The sequence below is a fragment of the Mesorhizobium sp. L48C026A00 genome, from assembly GCF_000502375.1.
Lineage (GTDB): Bacteria > Pseudomonadota > Alphaproteobacteria > Rhizobiales > Rhizobiaceae > Mesorhizobium > Mesorhizobium muleiense.
Map to the genome: position 1 here is coordinate 296,442 of NZ_AYWU01000006.1, position 19,911 is coordinate 316,352.

Genomic DNA, 19,911 nt, shown 5'->3' on the forward strand with positions numbered 1-19,911 from the left:
ACATACGGAAATGCAACGTTATGAAACCCATGGGGCATTCGGTGCATTCTGTCCTCGATCGTCACCGGTAGCGGGGGCGTGATTAGAGGAGAGATGTCATGAAGAAACTCATTCTTGCGTCGGTTTCGGCGCTTGCCCTGCTTGGCGTTGCGGCTTGCAGCGACAGCGGCACGGGCGGGGACGCCACCACCACGCAAAGCACCAATCCGCCGGCGAACGAACAGCCGATGCAGCCGGCTCCCGACGCGACCAAGCCGGCCGAGCCGGCTCCGGCACAGCCATCTGCGCCGGCGCAGTAATTCTTATGTGATGAACAGAAGGCCGGCATCGTGCCGGCCTTCTGACTTCAGGACAGTCTTCTTGCGGCCGCCGCCGCAAGCTCGGTTTCGCCTGTCACTTTTTGGCCCAGCAGAAGGGGCCGAAATGGCGAGGTGACGAAGGCTTGCAGTTTCGCGCGCCATGGCCGCTGCTGCCGGCTAATTTCCATGATCGACGGTTGCGCCGGCTGCTCAGGCGGCCGCGAAATCGGCTGGGCCGGCCCTGCGGCATTGTCTTCAGCTTGATAGCGGTGGGGTTGATAGCGGCGGCCAGTTAGCCCTAATAGGTGCCCATGTCGATTTGGGATCGCCTCGGCGACTTCATCACCCGCGTTTCGTCCTCAACCTCGTCCGGCGTCGCCGACGTGGTCGAGGCTGTGCGCACGGTTTTCTCCGGCGACCCCGACCTGCGCCGGCGCGTCGCCTTCTCGGTGGCGATGATCGCGCTGTCGGCCAAGATGGCCAAGGCCGACGGCATCGTCACCCAGGACGAGGTGCGCGCCTTCCAGCAGATATTCGAAGTGCCGAAGGAGCAGACGCGCAATGTGGCGCGGCTCTACGATCTGGCCAAGCGCGACATCGCCGGCTTCGAGACCTATGCCGCGCGCATGGCGCAGCTTTGCGGCTCCGGCCATTCGAACTGCGCGATGCTGGAGGACATTCTCGACGGGCTGTTCCATATCGCCAAGGCCGACGGGCTGGTCCACGAGCGCGAAGGTCAGTTCCTGCATCGCATCGCCGAGATCTTCCGGATCGAGGAGGCGCATTACCAGAGCATTCTGGCCCGGCACGTCGATCTGGGTGCGGCCGATCCGTATGTCGTGCTCGGCATCGAGCGGGGAAAAACCTTCGAGGAGGTCAGGAAGCGTTACCGCAAGCTGGTTTCGGACAACCATCCCGACCGGCTGATCGCACGCGGCCTGCCGCAGGAATTCATCAAGATCGCAACCAGCAGGATAGCGGCGATCAACGCGGCCTATGAGATGATCGAACGGGGCCTGCGGCACGCATGAGCGGCTTCCTGCCCGACGAGCCGAGCGCCGAGGTCAGGGTATCGCCGAATTTCGGTCCACGACGCGAGACGGTCGACATGATCGTGCTGCACTACACCGGCATGGAGACCGGCGCCGGTGCCGAAGCATGGCTGTGCGATCCAGCCAGCGAGGTTTCGTCGCACTACCTCGTCCATGAGGACGGCCGCATCGTCCAGATGGTCAGGGAAAGCGACCGTGCCTGGCATGCCGGCAAGAGTTCCTGGTTCGGACGTAGCGACATCAACTCCTGTTCGGTCGGCATCGAGATCGTCAATCCGGGACATTCGCTGGGCTACCGGAATTTTCCGAAACGGCAGATCGAAGCCCTGATCGGCCTGTGCAAGGGGATTGTTCAGCGCCATTCCATCCCGGCTCAACGGGTGCTCGCCCATTCCGACGTGGCGCCGGGACGCAAGATCGACCCGGGCGAGAGATTCCCCTGGAAGGCCCTGTTCGAGGCCGGTGTCGGCCATCTTGTCGAAGCGGCACCCGTCAGGCGCGGCGCGGTGCTGAAGGCCGGCGACGCGTCTGCCGAGGTCGAGGCGTTGCAGTCGATGCTGGCGCTCTACGGTTATGGCGTGGAGATATCAGGCGCTTTCGAGCGGCAAACCGAAATCGTGGTCGAGGCTTTCCAGAGGCATTTCCGGCAACGCAAAGTGGATGGCGTGGCCGACGGATCGACATTTCGCACGCTGGAACGGCTGCTTGGCTCGGTGAGGGCAGTTCCGTCCAAGTAGTCTTTTCCTGGCTGTAAGTTACAGCCTGTCATTTAAAGTGACTTGCCCCGCCTTTTTTGCCGCAAATTCGACCGTCAAAGGCGATCCGTGCGAGTTGTCGGACCTACAGCCTCCAAAATGTTCCGACGTTGATTGGCGTAGCTGCGTGAAGTTCTTCGCGCGGTTCAAACAGAACAGGATCCCATGCAGAAATTGACCGTTTTAACGGCAGCTGTTGCTGCCGGCGTAATGACTTTTGCCATCGGTGCGGCCAATGGCGCGCCTTTGAGCCAGCGGGCCGACCAGGGTTTCATGACCGCGTCCGATAAGACTGCCACGCCGAAAGCCGGGCAAGATGCCGGAGAAAAAAGGACAGCCTCCGCAAAGGCGAAAAAAGTTGCTGCGGTGAAAGCGAAAAAGCCAGCATCCGCAAAGGCGGAAAAGGTCTCTGCAAAGAAGGCAGTCGTTGCAAAGAAGCCAGTTCTTGCAAAGAAGGCAGTCTCCAAGCGGCATGTGAAGCGCAACAGGACCCGCATCGACCAGGCGACGACGGCGTCGATCGGCCGGCAAAGCCGGGCGGCGGCGCCGAAGCCGGCGGCCGCTGGCGATAGCGGCCAGTATTCGACGATCATCGAGCGTCATGCGGCCAGCAATGGTGTGCCGGTCTCGCTCGCCAAGGCCGTCATCATGATCGAGAGCAGGTTTCAGCCGAACCAGGTCGGCCGCGCCGGTGAGATCGGCCTGATGCAGATCAAGCCGTCGACGGCGCGGATGATGGGCTACAGCGGCTCGATCAAGGGCCTCCACGATCCCGAAACCAACATCAAATACGGCATGAAATACCTCGCCATGGCGCGCAACCTCGGCGACGGCACGACCTGCGGCACGATCCTGAAGTACAATGCCGGCCATGGCGCCAAGCGGATGAACCCGATTTCCGCGGCCTATTGCGGCAAGGTCAAAGTGCAGCTGGCCGCGCTTGGAGCGCCGGCGTAATAGACCGGGACCTGCTTTTTTTGTTTGCGTTTTCGAATGTGAATCCCTTTATACGCCTTGCCAGCTGGCCGGGCGGCCGCACCCGCGAAGCCGAAAGGCTGCGGGTGAGGAAAGTCCGGGCTCCATGGAGACACGGTGCCGGTTAATGGCCGGCGGGGGAGACCCTAGGGAAAGTGCCACAGAAAGCAAACCGCCACGATCCGTCGTGGTAAGGGTGAAAGGGTGGGGTAAGAGCCCACCGCGCGACTGGCAACAGGAGCGGCACGGTAAACCCCACCGGGAGCAAGACCGAATAGGGGCGGTGCGAGGGGAAACCCTCGAGGGCTGTTTCCGGCTCACCGCCCGGGTAGGTTGCGTGAGGCGCATGGCAACATGCGCCCAAGATGAATGGCCGCCACGTTCTCGCGCCGCAAGGGGCGAGGGCCATACAGAACCCGGCTTACAGGCCAGCTGGCAATTTTCGTCCAGATTCTACGTTTTCGTCCAGATTCTAGGGGGAAACTCCCTGATATCAGCAGGTTGCGTCTTCGGGCGCGCTTGCTGGTTCAGGCGCTTCATTGACTGAATCAGCTTTTACTGGGCTGTGCATGGAGCAAGCGTTTCTTGAAACTGGTGCGATTAAATCGTACTTTCCTAAAGCGCGTCGCGTTCGACCGTCCTCTCGCGACGCGCTTTAGGTTGTTGTTTATGCATGTCGCAGAACCGCTGCACACTTTTGCGCGACATGCATTAGTACGGGCGGTATCAGGAGCGCACCATGGGTCAGGTCGACAAACGCAGCATCACGCTCTCGCCGGAATTGGCGGCGGCGGTCGACGATGTGGTCGCCGCCGGCGAATATGCTTCGGCGAGTGAGGTGATCCGCGACGCGCTCAGGCAATGGAAGGACCGCCGTGACTTGCACGGCTACACGCTCGAGGAGTTGCGCAAGCTGGTGCAGGAGGGGATCGACAGCGGGCCGGCGCTGGACGGCCCGTCAATCATGGAACGACTGCGCGCCAAATATCTGAAAATGGCCGAGGCCAAAGGCCTTGAGGAGTGAAATACCGCCTGCTTCCTCAGGCATTAATCGACCTCGAACGGTCGGCGACTACATTGCCGAACACAACCCTGATGCGGCGATCCGCCTCGTGAAAATCCTGGAGAGGCGTTGGGATTTGCTGACCTTGCATCCTTTCTCGGACGCACCGCGCGAAGACATTGCGCCCGGCATCCGCCATCTGGTCGTCGGCGAATACCTCACCTTGTACCGTGTCGGCGCGGATGCAGTCGAGATCCTGCGTGTGCTGCATGGCCGGCGCAGTATCGAAGCCGACGATCTGGCTTCGTGATCGGTTCGCTCAACCGTCGACGCCGTCCAGTGACGCCTCGATCGCATGCCAAAGCGCTTCCACCGGCTCGCAGCCGACCGACAGGCGAACAAAGCCGGGCGGCACCGCATCACCCCAACGGGCGCGCCGTTCGGCCGAAGAGTGGACGCCGCCGAAGGAGGTCGCCGGCTGGATCAGGGCGCAGGCGCCGATGAACGCTTCGGCCCTGGCTTCACTCCCCAGGTCGAGACCGACAAGGAAGCCGAAACGCTCCATCTGGGTGGTCGCCAGATTGTGTGAAGGATCATCCTCCAGTCCAGGAAAGCGGACGGATTTCACGGCCCGATGATCTGTCAGGCGTCGGGCGATCAGTTCGGCCGATTTGCACATGCGGTCGAAGCGGACCTCCAGTGTCTCGAGGCCTCGATGGACCAGCCAGGCTTCGAATGGTCCGGGGATGGAGCCCGACAGTTTGCGCCACTCGCGGATGGCGGTGATGATGCCGGCGTCACGGCTGGCGACATGGCCGAACAGCGCGTCGGAATGGCCATTGGGCGCTTTTGTGTCAGCAGCAACGACGATATCGGCGCCGAGGTCGAGCGGGCGCTGACCGTAAGGCGTCATCGTGGTGTTGTCGGCGACGACCAGCGCGCCGGCCTCGTGCGCAAGGCGCGCCACGCCGGCCAGGTCGCAAATGTCCAGCCCGGGATTGGATGGGGTCTCGACGAACACCAGCCGGTAGCCGGAAAAACCGCCGTCCACAAAGGACTTGGTCGGTCGTGTGTCGAACGGGACATCGAAAGGTTTGAGGAAGCGCTCGGCAAGCAGGCGCGGCGTGTAGTAACCGTCGGACGGCAACAGGATGCGATCGCCCGCCTTGAGCAGCGCGAAGAAGACCGCCGCGATCGCGGCCATGCCCGACGGGAACGCTACGGACGGCGCGTTCTCGAGGTGGCCGAGCATGTCTTCCACCGCTTCCCATGTCGGATTGTCGTAGCGCCCGTACTGGCTGACGCCGGCCGGATTGCCGGGCAGATGGAAAGTGGTCGTCATTGTCAGCGGCAGCGAGACCGGGTCGCCCTTGGCGAGCTTGACGCCACGCAAATGGGCAAGGGTGGCCGCGCGCGATTTGGCTGTTTCGGACATGTATTTTCAACCTTCTCACCGAGAAAAGAACCTGTTTCTGACCGAGAAAAGACAGGCCGACGCTATGCGTGGTGGCGCTCCGCGGCAAGCCGCCTCCGGTTAGGCCAAACCGCTCTAAACGCTTCGTTAGGCTTAATGGAGCATAAACACGGGAGTGCCGTCAAAGCTGCCCTCATCGGTTGTGGCGCGCGTTTTTGTGAAGCCTATTCCCGTTGACGCCCATAGTACCCCATGATATCCCATTCAGATATTCAAGCCTTCGTTCCGCGTCAGGGTGAAGCGTACGCCAATCGGGCAGCCGCGGCGGCTGCGCGTTCGCCTGTTTTTGCCTTTTGGAGCGAAGTGAGTTTTGGGCAGGGACCGTGCTGCGGCGGCGCGGGCGGGAAGATGCAGAGGGGTGCGGCGGCGCAAGCGGCCGTAACGCGTAATGGACCGGTTTCTGTCAAGCGCGGTGAACAGGATCGATGCGAAGGGGCGGGTGTCCGTTCCAGCGCATTTCCGTGCGGTTGTGCAGAAGCGCGGTTATTCGGAACTCTATGCGCTGCGCTGCCTGGACCGTCCGGCGATGGATGTCGGTGGGCTCGACCTGCTCGACCGCTACGAGCAGCGCATCGCGCAGGAAGACCCCTTCCTGCAGACCTCGGACGACATGTCGTTCTTCTGCCATGGCGATGGAACCTTTCTCAAGCTCGATCAGGACGGCCGCATCTCGATGACCGATTTCATCCGCGAGCATACCGGCATTTCCGCGGAAGTGGCTTTTGTCGGCCGCGGCAATTTCTTTCAGATCTGGGAACCTGGACGGCTCACCGCCTATGGGGCGGAAGCACGCGCCCGGCTTTTGCAGCTTCGGCAGGGGACGAAGCCTGGGGAGCGGCCGGAATGATGGCGGGCTACGGCGATGACCCTCACGCCGTTGGCGGACCAGCCCGTCACATTCCGGTCCTCCTTGCCGAAGTGCTGGAGGCGCTTTCGCCCAAGACGGGCGAGGTGGTCGTCGACGGCACATTCGGCGCCGGCGGCTACTCCAAAGCCATTCTGGCGAGCGGCGCCTCGGTTGTCGCGATCGACCGCGATCCGGATGCGATTGCTGCCGGTCGTGTTCTCGAGCAACAATCGGGCGGCAGGCTCCGGCTTGTTCAGGCGCCGTTCTCGACATTGGACGAGCATGTCGAAAGCGCTGACGGCGTCGTGCTCGACATCGGCATCTCCTCCATGCAGATCGATCAGGCGGAGCGCGGTTTTTCGTTCCGTGCCGACGGACCGCTCGATATGCGCATGGCGCAGGCTGGCCTCAGCGCCGCCGATGTCGTCAACTCTTTCAAGGTGGGCGATCTTGCCCGCATCTTCGGGTTTCTTGGCGAAGAGCGCCATGCCGGCCGCATCGCCCGCATGATTGAAAGCCGTCGCGAAAAACATCCGTTCGAGCGCACGCTCGACCTTGCAGACGCCATTGAGACGCATATCGGCCGCGCGCCGAAGGACAAGATCCATCCAGCGACCCGCGTCTTCCAGGCGCTGCGCATTTTCGTCAATGACGAACTCGGCGAACTGGCCAAAGCGCTGTTTGCGGCTGAACGCGTGCTGAAACCGGGCGGACGGCTGGCCGTGGTGACGTTCCATTCCCTGGAAGACCGCATCGTCAAACGCTTCATCGCCGATCGCGCCGATGCGGCGACCGGATCGCGGCACCTGCCCGAGGCGCAGGCGCGCAGCGCCACCTTCAAAAAGGTGGGCAGCGGCGTGACGCCCGGTGAGGCCGAGATATCGGCCAATCCGCGGGCGCGCTCGGCAAGGCTGCGCGCGGCGATCCGCACCGACGCGCCGGCGCGCGCCGGCGATTTTTCGATTTTCGGGCTTCCAAAACTTCCTGATCCAAAACTTCCCGGTGCCGAGCGGCCGGGAGAGAGGTGAGCACGTGTTTCGTACCAGCGACATAGTCCTTATCGCCGTCATGGTTTCGGCCGCGGCCTTGACCTTCAAGACCAAGCGCGAGGCCGAGGAACAATTGGCGGCGGTGCACAAGATCCAGGCGCAGATCCGCTACGAGGAGGATACGATCGATCTCCTCAAGGCGGACTGGAGCCTGCTTACCCAACCGTCGCGCCTGCAAAAGCTGGCCGAGACCTATAAATCGCAACTCGAGCTCGAGCCGGTCAGCGCCCGCCAGATCATCGGGCTGGACGATCTGCCGGCAAAACCCCTCACCATCGAGGACCTTTCGTCCGAGCGGCTGGGCGGCATGGCCGACAGTTCCAGCAAGGAACCGATGGGCAACGACCCCGTGGTCACCGGAGGCATCGTCCAATGATCGCCAGACTTCCAGTGATGACCAGTCTGCTGACGCGCCGCGCCAAGTCCGGTGACGACGGATCGATTGTGGTCGAAGGCGCCCGCAAGGCGACCGGCGGCAAGGGCAGGACCCGCGTCGTGATGACGATGGCGGTGTTTTTCGGCATCTATCTGACCATCACCGGGCGGCTGGTCTATCTCGGTTTCCAGAACCCCGACCTGTCCGGCGGTCCGCAGAGCCGGGTGACGGCGTCCCGGCCTGACATCGTCGACCGCAACGGCGAAGTTCTGGCGACCGACATCAAGACGGCGTCGCTGTTTGCCGAACCGCGCCGCATTGTCGACGCCGACGAGGCGATCGAAAAACTGGCGACGGTGCTTCCCGAAATCGACTACGAGCAGACCTATCACAAGCTGAAGAGCGGCGCCGGCTTCGTCTGGCTGCAGCGGCAACTGACGCCCAAGCAACAATCGGAGATTCTGCAGCTCGGCATTCCGGGCATCGGCTTCCGCACCGAAAAGCGCCGCTTCTACCCGGCCGGCGAAACCTCGTCCTACATTGTCGGCCTCACCAACATCGACAACCAGGGCATCTCCGGCATGGAGAAATACATCGACGAACAGGGGCTGAGCGATCTTCAGGCGTCCGGCCTGGCGGTGGCCAAGGATCTGAAGCCGGTGCAGCTCTCGATCGACCTGCGCGTCCAGCATATCGTGCGTGATGAGGTCGCCACCGGCATGGAAAAATACCGCGCAATCGCGGCGGGCGCCGTCGTTCTCAACGTCAAGACCGGCGAAGTGGTCGCGATGGCCTCGGTTCCGGATTTCGATCCGAACAACCCCTATAATGCGCACGACAAGGACCGCTTGAACCGCATGTCGGCCGGGCTCTACGAGATGGGCTCGACCTTGAAGAGCTTTACCACCGCCATGGCGCTCGATTCCGGCAAAGTGACGCTGGAAAGCCGTTTCGACGCTACGCGCCCGATCAGGATCGGCCGCCAGACCATCCATGATTTTCATGGCAAGTCCCGGGTGCTGTCGGTGCCCGAAGTGTTCATCTATTCGTCCAACATCGGTTCGGCCAAGGAAGCTGAAGCGGTCGGCATCGAGGGGCACCGCGAATTCCTGCATCGCCTGGGCATCCTCGAGAGAATGCAGACGGAACTGCCTGAGGTCGCCCGCCCGACCGAGCCAAAAGTCTGGAAACAGGTCCATTCGATCACCATCGCCTTTGGTCACGGTGTGTCGACGACGCCGCTGCAGACGGCGGTCGGCTGTGCCGCGCTGATGAACGGCGGCTATCTGATCCAGCCGACATTCCTGAGACGGGCGCAGGAACAGGCGATGTCGGTGGCCAAGAAAGTCGTCAGCGACAAGACATCCGAGAACATGCGCTATCTCTATGCACTCAATGCCGAGAAAGGCTCAGGCAGGAACGCCAGGGTCCCAGGTTATCGCGTCGGCGGCAAGACGGGAACGGCCGAGAAGGTTGTCAACGGTCGCTACTCAAAGGACAAGAACTTCAACGCCTTCGTCGCGGCGTTCCCGATGGACGATCCGCAATACATCGTGCTTACCATCGCCGACGAACCGAAGCCGGAAAAACCCGGCATGGGTGCGACGGCCGCCTCGAATGCAGGCGCCATGGCTGCAAACATTATCCGACGTTCGGCTTCCATGCTTGGCGTGAAGCCAGATTTCAGCCATGAAAATGGCGCAACGCTGGTTTCCTATCAGTGATTCTGAGGGCGCGCCGGCAACTGCGCGCTATTTTGTTGCTATGAACGGGGTTCGATGAAGCTGAAAGACCTAGCCGGTATCCTGCCTGTCGAGGGGACAGCTTCCTTCGATACGGAGGTTACCGGGATTTCTTCGGATTCCCGCCAGGTAGGACCGGGCGTGGTCTTCTTCGCGCTCGCTGGCACCAAGACCGATGGCGCGGCCTATTCCGCCGATGCCGCCAAGCGCGGCGCCGCAGCGATCGTGACCGGCAAGGGCAGCGGCGCCGTCACCGGACTGCCGGTGCCGGTTTTCGCCGTCGACGATCCGCGCCTGGCGCTGGCGCTGAGTGCGGCCCGCTACTTCGGCAGGCAGCCGCAAACGATGGTCGCGGTGACCGGCACCAGCGGCAAGACATCGGTTGCGGCTTTCACCAGGCAGATCTGGGAGCAGTCAGGCTTTGCCGCTGCTTCGATCGGCACGACCGGCGTGGTGGCGCCGGGCCGCAACGAGTACGGCTCGCTGACCACCCCCGACCCGGTCGACCTGCACAGGCTGCTGCGCGAACTGGCGGATGCCGGCGTCACCCACGCATCGATGGAGGCCTCCAGCCATGGTCTCGATCAGCGCCGGCTTGATGGCGTGAAACTCGCAGCCGGCGGGTTCACCAATCTCGGCCGCGATCATATGGACTATCATCCGACAGTCGAGGACTATCATCGCGCCAAGCTGCGCCTGTTCGACGCGCTGCTGCCGAAGGGCGCGCCGGCCGTCATCTTTGCCGACGATCCCTGGTCGGAGCCGACGATCCAGGCGGCAAGGGCCGCGGGACTGGATGTGCTGACGGTCGGCCGCCACGGCGAGTTCCTGACACTGAAGCGGGTCGAGCACGAGCGCCACCGCCAGCGTGCCGAGGTGGAAGTCGATGGCGTTCTCCACGAGATCGACCTGCCGCTGGCCGGCGATTTCCAGATCGCCAATGCCCTGGTTTCGGCGGGCCTCGCCATTTCTACTGGAACACCTGCCGCCAAAGCCCTGATGGCGTTGGAGAAATTGAAGGGCGCCCCGGGCCGGCTGGACCTTGTTGGCACCGCTGCCAACGGTGCGCCGGTCTATGTCGATTACGCGCACAAGCCGGACGCGCTGGAAAACGTGTTGGCTTCGGTGCGGCCGTTCACCACCGGCCGCGTCATCGTCGTGTTCGGCTGCGGCGGCGACCGCGACCGTGGCAAGCGTCCGATCATGGGCGAGATCGCCACGCGGCTCGCCGATGTCGTAATCGTCACCGACGACAATCCGCGCTCGGAAGTGCCCGAAACGATCCGTGCCGCGATTCTTGCCGCTGCACCCGGCGGCATCGAGATCGGTGACCGGCGCAAGGCGATCCACGAGGCAGTCGCCATGCTCCATGCCGGCGATACGCTGATCGTGGCCGGCAAGGGGCATGAGGAAGGCCAGACCGTCGGCGCCGAGACGCTGCATTTTTCCGACCATGAGGAAGTCCGCGCCGCGCTCCAGGAGCACGCCGCATGAGCTTGCTGTGGACGTCAGAGGATCTTGTCGCCGCCATGGGCGGACGACCGCTCGGTGCGATGCCGGAGGGTATCGGCGGCATCTCGATCGACAGCCGCAGCCTTGAGCCGGGTGATGCTTTCTTCGCGATCAAGGGCGAGGCGATGGACGGCCATGATTTCGCGACCGCCGCCATCAAGGCCGGCGCCGGCGTGCTGGTCGTCGCTGAGGGCAAGTTGCCGTCGCTCGGGCGGCTGACGGCGCCGATGATCGTCGTGCAGGACGTCTTGGCCGCGCTGGAAAAGCTGGGGCTGGCCGCGCGCGCGCGCTCGAATGCCAAGATCATCGCGGTGACCGGTTCGGCGGGCAAGACCACCACCAAGGAAGCGCTGCGCCATGTGCTGTCCGTAGTCGGCAAGGTGCACGCATCGGCGCAGTCTTTCAACAACCACTGGGGCGTGCCGCTGACGCTGGCGCGGCTGCCTGTGGATTGCGACTATGCCGTGTTCGAGATCGGCATGAACCATCCTGACGAGGTCCGGCCACTGGCCAGGATGGTCCGGCCGCATGTCGCCATCGTCACGCTGATCGCCGCGGCACATCTCGGCTTCTTCCGCAACCTGGACGAGATCGCCAGGGCCAAGGCCGAGATTTTCGAAGGACTGGAACCGGACGGCGCCGTCCTTCTCAACCGCGACGACCCGCGCTGGAAGCTTCTGGACAAGATGGCGAGAGCCGCCGGCGTCGAGCACATCTACGGCTTTGGCGAGAATGCCCGTGCGACCTTCAAGCTGCTGACATGCGCGCTGCATGCCGATCATTCCGTCATCACTGCCAAGATCGGCGGTCAGGAGATCACCGCCAGGGTCGGCGCGCCGGGCCGACACATGGTGCAGAATGTGCTGGCCGTGCTGGGCGCCGCGCACCTGGTCGGCGCCGACATCGCCAGGGTGGCGCCGGCGCTGGCCGATCTTTCGGCCGAACGCGGACGCGGCAAGCGCCATGTGCTGCGCCACCCGAAAGGTCCGATCACGCTGATCGACGAGAGCTACAACGCCAATCCGGCGTCGATGAGCGCAGCAATGGCGCTGCTCAACGCGACGCCGGTGTCGGGCGAAGGCAGGCGCATCGCGGTGCTCGGCGACATGCTCGAGCTCGGCGACCATTCGGCGAAGCTGCACGCCGCCCTTGCCGATCTCATCGTCGGCACCGACACGCGCACGGTCTTTCTCGCCGGCCCGCAAATGCGGGCGCTGGCCGATATCCTGCCTGATGAGATCGAGACAGAATATCGCGCCGGCGCAGAGGATCTGAAACTGGTGCTTCTGTCGGCACTGAAGCCGGGCGACGTGGTGATGATCAAATCGTCGAAAGGCATCGGGTTTTCCAAATTGGTCGACGCACTGCTCAGCAAATTTCCGGCGGCAGCCGCAACCGCCAAACAGACCTAGAGCCAGGTCCGGGGACCGAATCGCATGTTCACACTGCTCGTCGAATTCGCGGACAAGATCTCGGTCTTCAACGTCTTCCGCTATATAACCTTCCGCACCGGCGGCGCGCTGATCACCGCGGCGCTGATCGTCTTCATCTTCGGCCCGGCCATTATCAATTCGCTGAGGCTGCGGCAGGGCAAGGGCCAGCCGATCCGCGCCGACGGGCCACAGACGCATTTCAAGAAAGCCGGCACGCCGACCATGGGCGGGCTGATGATCCTGTGCGGCATCATCGGCTCGTCGCTGTTGTGGGCGAACCTGTCCAGCATCTATGTCTGGGTGGTGCTGCTGGTGACCCTGGGTTTCGGCTCGATCGGGTTCTACGACGATTATCTCAAGGTGACGAAGCAATCGCATCTCGGCTTCTCTGGCAAGGCGCGGCTGGGGCTTGAATTCGTCATCGCCGGCATCGCCGCCTGGGTGATCATGCACAATGGCCAGGCGCCGTTCTCATCGTCGCTGACCTTCCCCTTCGCCAAGGAGTTCCTCATCAATCTCGGCTGGTTCTTCATCCCGTTCTCGTGCTTCGTCATCGTAGGCGCCGGCAACGCGGTGAACCTGACCGATGGCCTCGACGGCCTTGCGATCGTGCCGATCATGATCGCGGCGGCGTCCTTCGGCGTCATCGCCTACCTGTCCGGCAATGCGGTCTTCGCCGAGTATTTGCAGATCCATTTCGTGCCCGGCACCGGTGAATTGGCGGTGGTCCTCGGCGCAGTGATCGGCGCCGGCCTCGGCTTCCTGTGGTTCAACGCACCGCCGGCGGCGATCTTCATGGGCGATACCGGCTCGCTGGCGCTTGGCGGCCTGATCGGCACGGTTGCGGTTGCCACCAAGCACGAGATCGTGCTGGTCATCGTCGGCGGCCTGTTCGTTGTCGAGATCCTGTCGGTCATCATCCAGGTCGGCTACTTCAAGATGACCGGCAAGCGGGTATTCCTGATGGCGCCGATCCACCATCATTTCGAAAAGCTCGGCTGGACCGAAAGCCAGGTGGTGATCCGCTTCTGGATCATCGCCGTCATCCTGGCGCTGGTCGGCCTGTCGACCCTCAAGCTGCGATAGGAGGCCGCTTGATCGCCGCCGCATCCTTCGCAGGCAAGCGCGTTTCACTCTTCGGGCTCGGCGGCTCGGGGATCGCCACTGCGCGCGCGTTGATCGAGGGCGGGGCGGAGGTGCTCGCCTGGGACGACAATCCCGGCAGTGTCGCCAATGCCGCGGCCGTCGGTATCGCGACCGGCGACCTGCGTGGCGCCGACTGGGCGAAGTTCTCGGCCTTCGTGCTGTCGCCCGGCGTGCCGCTGACGCATCCGAAGCCGCACTGGACAGTGGAACTGGCGCGCGCTTCAGGCGTCGAGATCATTGGCGACATCGAGCTGTTCTGCCGGCAGCGGACCTTGCTGGCGCCGGCTGCACCCTTCGTCGCCATAACCGGCACCAACGGCAAATCGACGACCACGGCGCTGACGGCGCATATCCTGAAATCGGCCGGACGCGACACGCAGATGGGCGGCAATATCGGCCGCGCGGTGATGACGCTCGATCCGCCGGAACCGGGGCGGCATTATGTCGTGGAATGCTCGTCCTACCAGATAGACTTGGCGCCCTCGATCAATCCGACCGCCGGCGTCCTGCTCAACCTGACGCCCGATCATCTTGACCGTCATGGCACGATGCAGCACTACGCCGCGATCAAGGAGCGGCTGACGGCCGGCAGCGAAACGGCCATCGTCGGCGTCGACGATTCCTGGTGCGCCCAGCTCGCCGACCGGCTGGAGCGGGCAGGCCGGCACGTCATCCGCATTTCGAAGCGCCTGCCGCTGACCGACGGCTATTTCGCCGAGGGCACCGATCTGATGGAGGCGGTGCACGGCCGTTACAGCCGGGTCGCCTTTCTCGCGGGCATCGGCTCGCTGCGCGGCCAGCACAATGCGCAGAATGCGCTGGCCGCTCTCGCCGCCTGCCTCAAGGTCGGGCTCGATTTGGGCGAGATCCAGTCGGGGCTGGAGAGCTTTCCCGGGCTGGCGCACCGTATGGAGCAGGTCGGCCGCAAGGGCCATGTGCTGTTCATCAACGATTCCAAGGCGACCAATGCCGATGCGGCTGCGCCCGCATTGTCCTCCTTTTCGCGCATCTACTGGATCGCCGGCGGGTTGCCGAAAGAGGGTGGCATCGAGCCGTTGCGCGGCCTCTTTCCGCGCATCGCCAAGGCCTATCTGATCGGCGAGGCCGCACCAGCCTTCTCGGCGACGCTTGGCGAGGCGGTGCCCTACGAGATCTCCGGCACTCTGGCGGCAGCTGTCGAGCATGCGGCAAGCGACGCGGCCAGGGACGACTGCAACGGCGAGGTGGTGGTGCTGCTTTCACCGGCCTGCGCCAGTTTCGACCAGTTCAAGAATTTCGAAGTGCGCGGCGAAGCCTTCAGGCAAGCTGCGAGCACTATTGATGGCGTGAAGCTCATCGGAGGGGCACGATAATGCAAAGCCGTCTCGACAAAAGCCCGGTTGCCACTTGGTGGTGGACGATCGATCGCTGGTTCCTGGCTGCGTTCCTGTCGCTGATGGGGCTCGGCATCGTGCTGTCCTTCGCGGCAAGCCCGGCGGTGGCCCAGCGCATCGGCCTGGACAGTTTCCACTTCGCCACGAGGCAGATCATCTTCACCATTCCCGCACTTGGCGTGATGCTGGCCGTCTCCTTCCTGGAATCGCGGCAGATCAGGCGCATGGCCCTGGCGATGCTGTGCATCACGCTGGTGCTGATGTTGGCGGTGCTCTACATCGGCGTCGAGGTGAAGGGCGCGCGTCGCTGGGTGTCGCTCGCCGGGGTGTCGCTGCAGCCGTCGGAATTCCTGAAGCCTGCCTTCGTCGTCATCTGCGCCTGGCTGTTTGCCGAACACAAGCGCCAGCCCGACATTCCAGGCAATCTGTTCGCCATGCTGCTGCTGGCCCTCGTCATCTCGCTGCTGGTGGCGCAGCCCGATTTCGGCCAGACCATGCTGGTGCTCGGCACCTGGGGGGTGATGTTCTTCATGGCCGGACTGCCATGGCTGTGGATCATCGCGCTGGGCGCTGTCGGCATCGGCGGCGTGTTTGCCGCCTATACCGTGTTCCCGCATGTCGCCGGCCGCATCGATCGCTTCATGACCGGCGAGGGCGACACGTTCCAGGTCGACATGGGCCGCGATGCGCTGATCAATGGCGGCTGGTTCGGCGTCGGTCCGGGCGAGGGCACCGTCAAGCGGGTGATACCCGACAGCCATGCCGATTTCGTCTACTCGGTGGCCGGCGAGGAGTTCGGACTGATCATGTGCTTCTTCATCATGATCATCTTCGCCTTCATCGTGCTGCGCGGCCTCGGCACCGCGCTCAAAGAGCAGGACGATTTCACACGCTATGCGGTCGGCGGCCTGGTCACGGTCTTCGGTCTGCAGTCGGTCATCAACATGGCCGTCAATCTGCAGCTGATGCCGGCCAAGGGCATGACCTTGCCGTTCATCTCCTATGGCGGCTCTTCGCAGATCGCCATCGCCATCTCGATGGGCATGGTGCTGGCGCTGACGCGCAAGCGGCCGGAAAAGCGCAAGCAGTTGGGCTTCGCGCCGTCGCAGCGCGCCATGCCGGCGGAGTGAAATGTCGAGGGGCGCGATCCTTTTGGCGGCCGGCGGCACGGGCGGGCATCTCTTCCCGGCCGAGGCGCTGGCGCACGAGCTGATCAGGCGCGGCTGGACGGTGCATCTGGCCGCCGATGATCGTGCCGAGCGTTTTGCCGGCCAGTTCCCGGCCGCGGGTATCCATCCGATCCAGTCGGCGACCATCGGCTCGAAAAATCCTTTCGCCGTGCTCGCCGCCTTCTGGAAGATCTGGGGCGGCGTGCGGCAGGCATCGGCCGTGATCGGTCGGGTCAAGCCAGCCGTGGTGGTCGGTTTCGGCGGCTATCCGACGCTGCCGCCGCTCTATGCGGCGACGCGGCGCAAGGTGCCGACGCTGATCCACGAGCAGAACGCGGTGATGGGGCGCGCCAACCGGGCGCTCGCCGGCCGTGTCGATGCCATCGCCGGCGGGTTTTTGCCAGAAGATTCAAGCGCTGCAGGCGCCAAGACGGTGACGACCGGCAATCCGGTCAGGCCGCAAGTGCTGGAGGCGGCAAAGACGCCCTATGCGGCGTCGACCGGGGAGCAGCGGTTCCGCTTCCTGGTGTTCGGCGGCAGCCAGGGCGCACAGTTCTTTTCCGATGCGGTGCCGGCGGCGGTTCGACGGCTTTCCGATGCACAACGCGGGCGGCTTGATATCACCCAGCAGGCGCGTGCCGACGATGTCGAGCGGGTGAAGGCGGCCTATGCCGCCCTTGGCGTCGAGGCTGAGGTGTCGCCCTTCTTCACCGACATGGCGGCGCGCATGGCTGCGGCGCATCTGGTGATGTCGCGGTCCGGCGCATCGACCGTATCGGAAATCGCGGTGATCGGCCGGCCGGCGCTGCTGGTGCCCTATCCGCATGCGCTCGACCACGACCAGGCGGCCAATGCCGCGGCATTGGCCGCGGCAGGCGGCGCCGAAGTGCATCCGCAATCGACGCTTTCGTCCGAGCGCATCGCCGCGCTCGTCGGAGCGCTGATGGACGATCCGGAGCGGCTGACCACGATGGCAGCGGCGGCGAAATCGGCCGGAAAACCGGACGCGGCACGGTTGCTCGCCGATCTGACAGAGGCTATTGCGTCGAAGAAAAGCGTATCGGAATTCAGGAAGGAGACGCACGTATGAAGATGCCGCAGACGATCGGCCTCGTGCATTTCATCGGCATCGGCGGTATCGGCATGAGCGGCATCGCCGAGGTACTGCATAATCTCGGCTACCAGGTGCAAGGGTCCGACCAGGCCGACAGCGCCAATGTGCAGCGGCTGCGCGACAAGGGCATCGAGTGCTTCGTCGGTCACCATGCCGACAATATCGGCGATGCCGAAGTGGTCGTCGTCTCGACGGCGATCAAGAAATCCAATCCGGAGCTGAAGGCGGCACGCGAGAAACTGCTTCCCATCGTCCGTCGCGCCGAGATGCTGGCGGAACTGATGCGCTTCCGGCAGGCGGTGGCCATCGGCGGCACGCATGGCAAGACGACGACCACCTCGATGGTGGCGACGCTGCTCGAGGCCGGCGGGCTCGATCCGACCGTGATCAATGGCGGCATCATCAATGCCTACGGCACCAACGCCCGCATGGGCGATGGCGAATGGATGGTGGTGGAGGCCGACGAGAGCGACGGCACGTTCCTGAAGCTGCCGGCCGAGATTGCCGTCGTCACCAACATCGATCCCGAACATCTCGACCATTACGGCTCCTTCGACAAGGTGCGCGAGGCCTTTCGCCAGTTCGTCGAAAACGTGCCGTTCTACGGCTTCGGCGTCATGTGCACCGACCATCCGGAGGTGCAGGCGCTGGTCAGCCGCATCGAGGACCGGCGCGTCATCACCTATGGCGAGAACGCACAGGCCGACGTGCGTTTCATCAATCACCGCATGGATGGCCCGACCTCGGAATTCGACGTGGTGATCCGCGACCGCAAGACCGGCGGCCAGTCGACGATATCAGGCCTGCGCCTGCCGATGCCCGGCCGTCACAACGTCGCCAATGCGACGGCGGCGATCGCCGTCGCGCATGAGCTCGGCCTTTCGGCCGAGGCGATCAGGAAGGGCCTGTCGTCCTTCGCCGGCGTCAAGCGGCGCTTCACCCGTACCGGTTCGTGGAACGGCGTCGATGTGTTCGATGATTACGGCCACCATCCGGTCGAGATCACGGCGGTTCTCAAGGCGGCGCGCGATGCCACCAAGGGCCGCGTCATCGCGATTGCCCAGCCACACCGCTTCACCCGGCTTCACGACCTGTTCGACGAGTTTTCCGTCTGCTTCAACGATGCCGACACGGTGATGGTGGCGCCGGTCTATGCGGCAGGCGAAGAGCCGATCGACGGGGTGACGTCCGAGGCATTGGTGTCGCGCATCCGCTCCGGCGGCCATCGCGACGCGCGCTACATCGAAGGCCCCGCGGCGATTGCGCCGGTTATCCGCGACCTGGCCAAACCAGGCGATTTCATCGTCTTCCTCGGTGCCGGCAACATCACGCAATGGGCCTACGCGCTGCCCAGGGAACTCGGCGGTACTGCCTCATGATGCGTGGCCAGGCATTGATCGACAAGCTTGGCGGCCGGCTTGCCGGCCTGCGCGGCCGCATCACGCCCAATGCCGAGATGGACAAGATCACCTGGTTCCGCGCCGGCGGGCTGGCCGACGCGCTGTTCCAGCCGGCCGACGAAGACGATCTCGCTGCGTTCCTGGGGGCAGTGCCCGAAGAGATACCGCTGACCACCGTCGGTATCGGCTCGAACCTGCTTGTCCGTGACGGCGGTATTGCGGGCTTCGTCATCCGGCTTTCGGCCAAGGGCTTTGGCGAAGCCGAAGTGATTGCGCCGACCACGATCAAGGCGGGCGCGGCCACGCCCGACAAACGCCTTGCCGCTGTCGCCTATCAGGCTGGCATAGGCGGCTTTGAGTTCTACCACGGCATTCCGGGCGCCATCGGCGGTGCGCTGAGGATGAATGCCGGCGCCAATGGCGTCGAGACGCGCGAGCGCGTCGTCGAGGTGCGGGCGCTCGACCGCAAGGGCAATGTGCACACGCTGAGCAACGCCGATATGGGTTACGCCTATCGCCATTCGGCAGCACCTGCCGGGCTGATCTTCACATCGGCGGTGTTCGAAGGCGTTGTGGCAGACAAGGCCGCGATCAAGGCGGCGATGGACGCCGTCCAGCATCATCGCGAGACCGTGCAGCCGATCCGCGAAAAGACCGGCGGCTCGACCTTCAAGAATCCGGAGGGCACCTCGGCCTGGAAGGAGATCGACAGGGCGGGCTGTCGGGGGCTGATGATCGGCGGCGCGCAGATGTCGCCGATGCATTGCAACTTCATGATCAACACGGGAACCGCGACCGGCTACGACCTTGAATATCTTGGAGAGACGGTGCGCGCGCGCGTGCTCGAAAGGTCGGGCATCCGGCTGCATTGGGAAATCAAGCGCATCGGCAAGTTCCGGCCAGGGCACGAGGTCCAGGAATTCCTCGGACAGTTGCTGTAAGGACTCAACAACACAGTTTTCGCGGCCGTTTTTGCGGAAAGTGAATCTCGCGGAATCGTAAGGACTTGCCAGCGATTCAACTCTCTGATTCTCTGCCCTGAAGCGTTTCCTGATTTGAGTCGTTTCGACGCGTCACCAGCGTTTTTCCGTCAGGGGCTGCCTGCCGGGAAAACTCGGGGACCGATGGTGCAGAAATCATCAGAGCAGGGACTGCTCCGAGCGTTTGAGTGTATGGCCCTTTCCGGGGCGTG

19 protein-coding genes and 1 other RNA gene are annotated in these 19,911 nt (G+C 63.7%); 19 read left to right on the forward strand and 1 reads right to left on the reverse strand.

The window, feature by feature from the left end:
• Positions 1–98: 98 nt before the first annotated feature.
• From X738_RS55405 to X738_RS55430, 7 genes are all read left to right on the forward strand, one after another.
• Complete coding sequence (locus tag X738_RS55405; RefSeq protein WP_023798723.1) at positions 99–299, forward strand: hypothetical protein; 201 nt, start codon at positions 99–101, stop codon at positions 297–299.
• Between the two features lie 311 nt (positions 300–610).
• Complete coding sequence (locus X738_RS55410) at positions 611–1,330, forward strand: J domain-containing protein (protein WP_023798724.1); 720 nt, start codon at positions 611–613, stop codon at positions 1,328–1,330.
• Complete coding sequence (locus X738_RS55415; RefSeq protein ID WP_023798725.1) at positions 1,327–2,088, forward strand: N-acetylmuramoyl-L-alanine amidase; 762 nt, start codon at positions 1,327–1,329, stop codon at positions 2,086–2,088. Before X738_RS55410 ends, X738_RS55415 begins: the two co-directional genes overlap by 4 nt.
• A gap of 183 nt (positions 2,089–2,271) precedes the next feature.
• Complete coding sequence (locus X738_RS55420; RefSeq protein ID WP_023798726.1) at positions 2,272–3,063, forward strand: lytic transglycosylase domain-containing protein; 792 nt, start codon at positions 2,272–2,274, stop codon at positions 3,061–3,063.
• Between the two features lie 60 nt (positions 3,064–3,123).
• Positions 3,124–3,521, forward strand: an RNA gene (gene rnpB / locus X738_RS80815) — RNase P RNA component class A.
• Between the two features lie 299 nt (positions 3,522–3,820).
• Positions 3,821–4,105 (forward strand): type II toxin-antitoxin system ParD family antitoxin, encoded by a 285-nt coding sequence (locus X738_RS55425; RefSeq protein WP_023798727.1) that lies wholly within the window; start codon positions 3,821–3,823, stop codon positions 4,103–4,105.
• A gap of 88 nt (positions 4,106–4,193) precedes the next feature.
• Positions 4,194–4,394 (forward strand): type II toxin-antitoxin system RelE/ParE family toxin, encoded by a 201-nt coding sequence (locus X738_RS55430; protein ID WP_245277637.1) that lies wholly within the window; start codon positions 4,194–4,196, stop codon positions 4,392–4,394.
• Between the two features lie 9 nt (positions 4,395–4,403).
• On the opposite strand, the gene X738_RS55435 is transcribed toward X738_RS55430, so the two are convergent.
• Complete coding sequence (locus X738_RS55435) at positions 4,404–5,519, reverse strand: cystathionine gamma-lyase (RefSeq protein ID WP_023798729.1); 1,116 nt, start codon at positions 5,517–5,519, stop codon at positions 4,404–4,406.
• A 427-nt stretch (positions 5,520–5,946) separates the two neighbouring features.
• Between X738_RS55435 and mraZ the strand changes: the two genes are divergently transcribed.
• Genes mraZ through murB form a run of 12 tightly spaced genes read left to right on the forward strand, consistent with a single transcriptional unit; the run spans position 5,947 to position 19,660 of the window.
• Entirely contained in the window at positions 5,947–6,405 is a 459-nt protein-coding gene (mraZ, locus tag X738_RS55440; RefSeq protein WP_023798730.1) for a division/cell wall cluster transcriptional repressor MraZ, read from the forward strand.
• Positions 6,402–7,433 (forward strand): 16S rRNA (cytosine(1402)-N(4))-methyltransferase RsmH, encoded by a 1,032-nt coding sequence (gene rsmH, locus X738_RS55445; protein WP_023798731.1) that lies wholly within the window; start codon positions 6,402–6,404, stop codon positions 7,431–7,433. The genes mraZ and rsmH overlap by 4 nt, the downstream gene beginning before the upstream one ends.
• A gap of 4 nt (positions 7,434–7,437) precedes the next feature.
• The gene (gene ftsL / locus X738_RS55450) at positions 7,438–7,830 is read left to right on the forward strand and encodes a cell division protein FtsL (RefSeq protein ID WP_023798732.1); all 393 of its coding nucleotides are present in this window, start codon (positions 7,438–7,440) and stop codon (positions 7,828–7,830) included.
• Complete coding sequence (locus tag X738_RS55455) at positions 7,827–9,554, forward strand: peptidoglycan D,D-transpeptidase FtsI family protein (protein WP_031254740.1); 1,728 nt, start codon at positions 7,827–7,829, stop codon at positions 9,552–9,554. Before ftsL ends, X738_RS55455 begins: the two co-directional genes overlap by 4 nt.
• 54 nt (positions 9,555–9,608) lie before the next feature.
• Positions 9,609–11,066 carry a UDP-N-acetylmuramoyl-L-alanyl-D-glutamate--2,6-diaminopimelate ligase gene (locus X738_RS55460; RefSeq protein ID WP_023798734.1) on the forward strand — a complete coding sequence of 486 codons (1,458 nt, stop codon included), beginning with the start codon at positions 9,609–9,611 and terminating at the stop codon, positions 11,064–11,066.
• A complete protein-coding gene (locus X738_RS55465) occupies positions 11,063–12,496 on the forward strand; it encodes a UDP-N-acetylmuramoylalanyl-D-glutamyl-2,6-diaminopimelate--D-alanyl-D-alanine ligase (protein WP_023798735.1) in 1,434 nt (477 codons plus the stop codon). The genes X738_RS55460 and X738_RS55465 overlap by 4 nt, the downstream gene beginning before the upstream one ends.
• Positions 12,497–12,520: 24 nt before the next feature.
• Positions 12,521–13,603 (forward strand): phospho-N-acetylmuramoyl-pentapeptide-transferase, encoded by a 1,083-nt coding sequence (gene mraY / locus X738_RS55470; protein ID WP_023798736.1) that lies wholly within the window; start codon positions 12,521–12,523, stop codon positions 13,601–13,603.
• An 8-nt stretch (positions 13,604–13,611) separates the two neighbouring features.
• Positions 13,612–15,015, forward strand: coding sequence for a UDP-N-acetylmuramoyl-L-alanine--D-glutamate ligase (murD, locus tag X738_RS55475; RefSeq protein WP_023798737.1), 1,404 nt, complete (start codon positions 13,612–13,614; stop codon positions 15,013–15,015).
• Positions 15,015–16,166 (forward strand): putative lipid II flippase FtsW, encoded by a 1,152-nt coding sequence (ftsW, locus tag X738_RS55480; RefSeq protein WP_023798738.1) that lies wholly within the window; start codon positions 15,015–15,017, stop codon positions 16,164–16,166. The genes murD and ftsW overlap by 1 nt, the downstream gene beginning before the upstream one ends.
• A 1-nt stretch (position 16,167) precedes the next feature.
• Entirely contained in the window at positions 16,168–17,295 is a 1,128-nt protein-coding gene (gene murG, locus X738_RS55485) for an undecaprenyldiphospho-muramoylpentapeptide beta-N-acetylglucosaminyltransferase (protein ID WP_023798739.1), read from the forward strand.
• The gene (gene murC, locus X738_RS55490; protein ID WP_023798740.1) at positions 17,292–18,698 is read left to right on the forward strand and encodes a UDP-N-acetylmuramate--L-alanine ligase; all 1,407 of its coding nucleotides are present in this window, start codon (positions 17,292–17,294) and stop codon (positions 18,696–18,698) included. Before murG ends, murC begins: the two co-directional genes overlap by 4 nt.
• Positions 18,695–19,660 carry a UDP-N-acetylmuramate dehydrogenase gene (murB, locus tag X738_RS55495; RefSeq protein WP_031254742.1) on the forward strand — a complete coding sequence of 322 codons (966 nt, stop codon included), beginning with the start codon at positions 18,695–18,697 and terminating at the stop codon, positions 19,658–19,660. Before murC ends, murB begins: the two co-directional genes overlap by 4 nt.
• Positions 19,661–19,911: the final 251 nt, after the last annotated feature.